The following is a 5,716-nucleotide window of genomic DNA, read 5'->3' on the forward strand; positions in this document are numbered from 1 at the left end:
CTTCTTCCACCGACTCTCCGACCCACGAAGCTTTTGTGCAGGTCACGCGCCTGCTGGCTGAGCTGGGGCACCCCCACCCGCCGCGCTGGCTCGATGTGCCGGCGCGCACCTGCCAGGAGGCCGCCGAGGCGCTGGGCCTGGCGACCGGGCAGATCGCCAAGAGCGTGATCTTCCGCCGCAAGGTCGACGATGTCGCGGTGCTGGTCGTCGCCTCCGGGGACAAGCGGGTCGACGAGAAGAAGGTCGCGGCGCTGGTCGGCCCGGTAGGCCGCGCCGACGCCGAGTTCGTCAAGGCCAAGACCGGCTATTCGATTGGTGGTGTCGCACCAGTCGGTCACGCGACGCCACCGGTGACGCTGATCGACCGTGAGCTGTTCCGCTTCGACGAGGTCTGGGCCGCGGCTGGTCACCCGAACGGCGTGTTCCGCCTGTCGCCGGCGGATCTGGAGCGGCTGACCGGTGCGCCGGTGGCCGACGTGGTGCAGGTGTGAGCGGCGGCCCGGTCATGCCCGCAGGCGTCGGCTCACCTTGCACCAGCGTTTGCAAGATGAGCGCGTCCACCGGCTGGTGCGAGGGCTGCTACCGCACGATCGACGAGATCATCGCCTGGAGCAAGATGGCCGACGACGACAAGCGCCGCATCTGGCAGCTGCTGCCGGCGCGGCAGCGGGCCGTGGCTTTGGCGCAGGCGCAGGCGAAGAAAGGCTGAAGCCGACATGACCCCCATCGTCTTCCACTTCGACGTGRTCTCGCCGTTCGCCTACCTGGCCTTCGAGCAGTTGCCTGAAGCGCTGGTCGGTTGCAGCCACGTTGTCGAATACCGGCCGGTGCTGTTCGCCGGCTTGCTGAAGGCCCATGGCCACAAGGGCCCGGCCGAGATCGAGCCCAAGCGCGAATGGACCTTCCGCCAGGTCGACTGGCTGGCCAAGAAACTGGGCTTGGCCACGATGCGCACGCCGGTGCCGCACCCGTTCAACCCGCTGGCCTTGCTGCGCCTGTCACTGGCCTGCGGCCCGGCCGGCCGGATGCCGAACCGGCGCATCGTCGAAGCACTGATGCGACACGTCTGGCAAGCCGACGGGGCTGACCCCAACGAGCCGGCGCGGCTGGCCGAGCTGCGCACCAGCCTGGCGCCCGAGCGCGACCCCGACAGCGACGAGGTCAAGGCCGAACTGCGCGCGCTGACCGACGCAGCGATCGCGCGCGGCGTGTTCGGTGTGYCGACTTTCGAAGCCTTGGGCCGCCTGTACTGGGGGCTGGACGCGCTGCCGATGTTGCGCGACGACCTGCTGGCCACCCAAGCGACCTGACGCGTCAGATTGACGGCATCGAGGCCTCGGGTGTTACCCGTGGTTGCGCTTGTTATTCCACATCATGCAATCAACCCTCAGGGTTGGACCTGAGTTTGTCAGCTTCGCATCAGCCAGCTGTCAGAACGAGGTCAGAGGCTGAATCGATAGTCGCGCCATGCGTCGCCGAGGTGGCGATGCAACGATCTCTCAGGAGACCTCCATGGCAACTGCAGCGGCAAGCGCACCGATGACAAGAGAAGAGAAGAAGGTCATCTTCGCCTCTTCGCTCGGCACGGTGTTCGAGTGGTACGACTTCTATCTGTACGGCACCCTTGCGGTGGTCATCGGCAACCAGTTCTTCTCGGCGCTGGACCCGGCCTCGCGCACGATTTTCTCGCTGCTGGCCTTTGCCGCCGGCTTCATCGTGCGGCCATTCGGCGCGCTGGTGTTCGGTCGTCTGGGCGACATGATCGGCCGCAAGTACACCTTCCTGGTCACGATCTTGATCATGGGCTTGTCGACGTTCATCGTTGGCGTCTTGCCCGGCTACAGCTCGATCGGCGTGGCTGCGCCGATCATCCTGATTGGCCTGCGCATGCTGCAAGGCTTGGCGCTCGGTGGCGAGTACGGCGGTGCCGCCACCTACGTGGCCGAGCACTCGCCACAAGGCAGGCGCGGGTTCTACACCTCGTGGATCCAGACCACGGCGACTGTGGGCCTGCTGCTGTCGCTGTTGGTGATCCTGGGAGTGCGCAGCTGGTTGCCTGAAAAGGACTGGAACGACTGGGGCTGGCGGATTCCGTTCCTGGTGTCGATCGTCCTGCTCGCGGTCAGTGTGTGGATCCGTTTGAGCATGAACGAATCGCCCGCCTTCAAGAAGATGAAGGAAGAGGGCAAGACCTCGAAGGCGCCGCTGACCGAATCGTTCGGCCAATGGAAGAACCTGAAGATCGTGATCCTGGCGCTCGTTGGCCTGACCGCCGGCCAGGCCGTGGTCTGGTACACCGGCCAGTTCTATGCGCTGTTCTTCCTGACCGGCGCGCTGAAGGTCGACCTGGTCACCGCCAACCTGCTGATCGCCGCGTCGCTGGTCCTGGGCACGCCGTTCTTCATCGTGTTCGGCATGCTTTCGGACAAGATCGGCCGCAAGCCCATCATCATGGCCGGCTGTCTGATCGCCGCGCTGACCTACTTCCCGCTGTTCAAGGCCCTGACCGAGGCGGCCAACCCCGACCTCGCCAGAGCTCAGGCCGCGAACAAGGTGGTGGTCACCGCCGACCCGAAGGAGTGCTCGTTCCAGTTCAATCCGACCGGCACGGCCAAGTTCACCAGTTCGTGCGACATCGCCAAGCAGGTGCTGTCAGCCAAGTCGGTGAGCTATGACAATGCGGTGGGCACCGGCCCTGCCAAGATCAGCATCGGTGAAACGGTGATCGAAAGCTTCACCGCCTCCGGCCTGCCACCTGATGAAGCCAAGAAGAAGGATGGCGAGTTCAAGAAGGTGGTGGGTGACGCGCTGAAGGTCGCCGGCTATCCGGACAAGGCCGACCCGGCGAAGATGAACAAGGCCCTGATCGTCGGCATCCTGACGCTGCTGGTGATCTACGTGACGATGGTCTACGGGCCAATCGCCGCGATGCTGGTCGAGCTGTTCCCGACCCGCATCCGCTACACCTCGATGAGCCTGCCGTACCACATCGGCAACGGCTGGTTCGGCGGCCTGCTGCCGGCCACCGCGCTGGCGATCGTGGCACAGACGGGCAACATGTACAACGGCTTGTGGTACCCGATCATCATCGCCGTGATGACCTTCATCGTCGGCATGCTGTTCGTCAAGGAAACCAAGGACGTGGACATCTACGCCAAGGACTGATGGCCAGACGCAGCCGGCGCTGGCCACGGGGTCAGCCCGGCAGACAGACCTGGTCTGAATGCTGGCTGTGGAGGGATGAACAGGCTGGCTGCCGACAGCCCCGGCGAAACCGGGCGCACGGCCCAGCGATCGAGACGGCGCGCTAGCAAGCGCCATGCGACAGCAGCGCAAGGGCGGCCCGAGAGGGTCGCCCTTCTTGTTTTCAGCGGCACCGTCCGGCTGGTGTCAGCCTGCCCCTCTATCGTGCCGCCATCATTTCAAGGACCCGACCATGTGGAAGATCGTCATTGCTTTCGTCTTGTTTGCCGCGCTCGCGATGTACATGCTGTCCAAGGGGGGGGATATGGACATCAGCGGCGAGAAACACGGCATCGATGAGCATCCCGCGGCTACGCAGGCTGCATCGGCCGCCACTGGCGCTGCCAGCGCCGCGATGGCACCGGCCTCGGCTGCGTCGAACTGACTGCCGTAGCGCGCGGCGTCAGGCCGGCGCTCCCAGGGCGTGCACCACGGCTTCTGCAATCGCCAAGGACGCAGTGAGCCCCGGCGACTCGATGCCGAACAGGTTCACCAGGCCCGGCACGCCGTGTACGGCAGGGCCGTCGATGCGGAAGTCCGCTGCCGGCTCGCCCGGGCCGCTGATCTTGGGCCGCACGCCGGCGTAGCCCGGCTGCAGCGCACCGACCGACAAGCCGGGCCAGTAGCGCCGCACCTCGACGTCGAAGCCGGCGCCGTCGGCCGGGTCGACGCGGTAATCGAACTCTGGCCCCGGGCCGCGCGCAGTGGCCCGATTCGCCGCAGCCGGCTCCAGCCAACGAAAGCTCGGCCCGAAGCGGGCTTGTCCGCCCAGGTCCAGCGTCAGGTGCACGCCCAGGTGGCTGCTCTCACCAGGCACGGGGTAGACCAGGTGCGAAAACGGCGCGCGGCTGCTGAGCATGAAGTAGGCGCCTTGCGCGTAGCGCGGTGTCGGCACGTGGCGCGCATCCAGCCCGTCGATCGCACCCGCGACTTGGCAGGCCTGCAAACCAGCGGCGTTGACGACGCTGCGCGCCTTCAAGCGGCTCGGGGTTTCGCCCCCGACCTCCAGCAGCACGCCGCCTTCCACCACCTGCCCTCGCAGCACGGGTGATTGCAGCGCCAGCATCGCCCCCGCGCCTTCGGCATCGCCAAGCAGCGCCAGCATCAGGCCATGGCTGTCGATGATGCCGGTCGAGGGAGACAGCAGTGCGCCATGGCACGCCAGAGYAGGCTCAAGCGCTTGCGCCTCGTCGGCCGACAGTCGCTGCAGATCGTGCACACCGTTCGCGCGGGCCTGGGTCAGCACGGCGTCCAGCCGTGGCAACTCGTCGTCGCTGCACGCCACCACCAGCTTGCCGCAGCGCCGGTGTGCCACGCCGTGGCTGTCGCAATAGGCGTAGAGCAGTTGCTTGCCGCGCACGCACAGCTGGGCTCGCAGTGACCCGGTCAGGTAGTAGAGCCCGGCGTGGATGACCTCGCTGTTGCGTGCGCTGGTCGCGGTGCCGAAGGCGCTCTCGCTTTCGAGGATCACCACCTCGCGGCCGGCCAGAGCCAGTGCGCGCGCCACCGCGAGCCCGACCACGCCGGCGCCGATGACGACCACGTCGATCTCTTCCATGGCGACGATTGTGCGTCGGCGGCTGCGGCATCATGCGCGCTGCGATGGCCGCCATCTCCGAACTCGACACCGATGCATTCGAGCCCCGCCTGGCCCCTGCGGCCCGGCGCCGCGTGATCCTCGGCCTGGTGCTCACCTGGTTGGTGTTCTGGGTCTTGATGGCCTGGGTCAGCGCGCAAGACCATTGGCGCAACGGCGGCACGGCGGCTTGGCGCCCGGTGGTGAACGAATGCACTTCGATGCTGACCGCCAGTGCGCTGCTGGTGCTGCAGTGGTGGCGTGCCCGCCGGCTCGACCGCTGGCTGGCACAGCCGCTGCAGTGGTTCGCGCGCCTGTTGGTGTGGCTGCCGCTGATCGGGCCGCTGTTCGTCGTCATCAATTTCAGCCTGCGCGCCGTGGTGTTCGGCCTCGCCGGCCAGCCTTATTCGCACGAGCCGTGGGGCGAGGCCATGCTGTACGAGCTGCCGAAGTTCGCGATCTACTTCGGCCTGTTCGCCGGTGTGCAGTTCGGTGTCATGTCGTACCGCGCCTGGCATGTCGAACGCTTGCGCGCCGAGCGTTTGAGCGGCCTGACCCAGCAGGCCAAGCTGACCCAGCTGACCCAGCAATTGCAACCGCACTTCCTGTTCAACGCCCTGAACACGATCTCGGCCCTGATCCACAGCGACCCCGACCGCGCCGATGCCTTGCTGGGCAGGCTGGCCGCGCTGCTGCGCGCTGCGACTGATGCGGCGCAGCGCCCCGAGCAGCCGCTGGCCGACGAACTGGCGCTGGTGCGCGGCTACGCCGAGATCATGCTGGAGCGTTTCGGCGACCGCGCTCGCATCGACTGGCGCATCGATGAGGCGGCGCTGGCTTGCCCTGTGCCGACCTTGTCGCTGCAGGTGCTGCTCGAGAACGCCTTCAAGCACGTGG

At 66.7% G+C, this 5,716-nt stretch carries 7 protein-coding genes; 6 read left to right on the plus strand and 1 reads right to left on the minus strand.

The window, feature by feature from the left end:
* Positions 1 to 35: 35 nt before the first annotated feature.
* The 5 genes from AC1DYI_RS24890 (at position 36) to AC1DYI_RS24910 (ending at position 3,628) form a co-directional block, all read left to right on the plus strand.
* Positions 36 to 491: a YbaK/EbsC family protein gene (locus AC1DYI_RS24890; RefSeq protein WP_477206822.1), complete on the plus strand. Its 456-nt coding sequence runs from the start codon at positions 36 to 38 to the stop codon at positions 489 to 491.
* A 14-nt stretch (positions 492 to 505) separates the two neighbouring features.
* On the plus strand, positions 506 to 709 hold the full coding sequence (locus AC1DYI_RS24895) for a DUF1289 domain-containing protein (protein WP_477206816.1): 204 nt from the start codon (positions 506 to 508) through the stop codon (positions 707 to 709).
* 7 nt (positions 710 to 716) lie between these two features.
* Positions 717 to 1,310, plus strand: coding sequence for a 2-hydroxychromene-2-carboxylate isomerase (locus AC1DYI_RS24900; protein WP_477206817.1), 594 nt, complete (start codon positions 717 to 719; stop codon positions 1,308 to 1,310).
* Positions 1,311 to 1,512: 202 nt separating this feature from the next.
* Positions 1,513 to 3,165, plus strand: coding sequence for an MFS transporter (locus AC1DYI_RS24905; RefSeq protein WP_477206818.1), 1,653 nt, complete (start codon positions 1,513 to 1,515; stop codon positions 3,163 to 3,165).
* A 271-nt stretch (positions 3,166 to 3,436) separates the two neighbouring features.
* A complete protein-coding gene (locus AC1DYI_RS24910) occupies positions 3,437 to 3,628 on the plus strand; it encodes a hypothetical protein (RefSeq protein WP_477206819.1) in 192 nt (63 codons plus the stop codon).
* 18 nt (positions 3,629 to 3,646) lie between these two features.
* Here AC1DYI_RS24910 and AC1DYI_RS24915 read toward each other — a convergent pair whose 3' ends face one another.
* Positions 3,647 to 4,801 (minus strand): NAD(P)/FAD-dependent oxidoreductase, encoded by a 1,155-nt coding sequence (locus tag AC1DYI_RS24915; RefSeq protein ID WP_477206820.1) that lies wholly within the window; start codon positions 4,799 to 4,801, stop codon positions 3,647 to 3,649.
* Positions 4,802 to 4,845: 44 nt separating this feature from the next.
* On the opposite strand from AC1DYI_RS24915, the gene AC1DYI_RS24920 reads away from it, so the two are divergent.
* Positions 4,846 to 5,716 (plus strand): sensor histidine kinase (locus tag AC1DYI_RS24920; protein ID WP_477206821.1); only part of this gene is annotated, 871 nt, incomplete at its 3' end.

Source organism: Ideonella sp. P3_A4, assembly GCF_056403075.1.

Excerpts from the sequence above, each read along its gene's own strand:
- AC1DYI_RS24895 (WP_477206816.1), top strand. The coding sequence starts at position 506 with ATGCCCGCAGGCGTCGGCTCACCTTGCACCAGCGTTTGCAAGATGAGC.
- AC1DYI_RS24905 (WP_477206818.1), top strand. The coding sequence starts at position 1,513 with ATGGCAACTGCAGCGGCAAGCGCACCGATGACAAGAGAAGAGAAGAAG.
- AC1DYI_RS24910 (WP_477206819.1), top strand. The coding sequence starts at position 3,437 with ATGTGGAAGATCGTCATTGCTTTCGTCTTGTTTGCCGCGCTCGCGATG.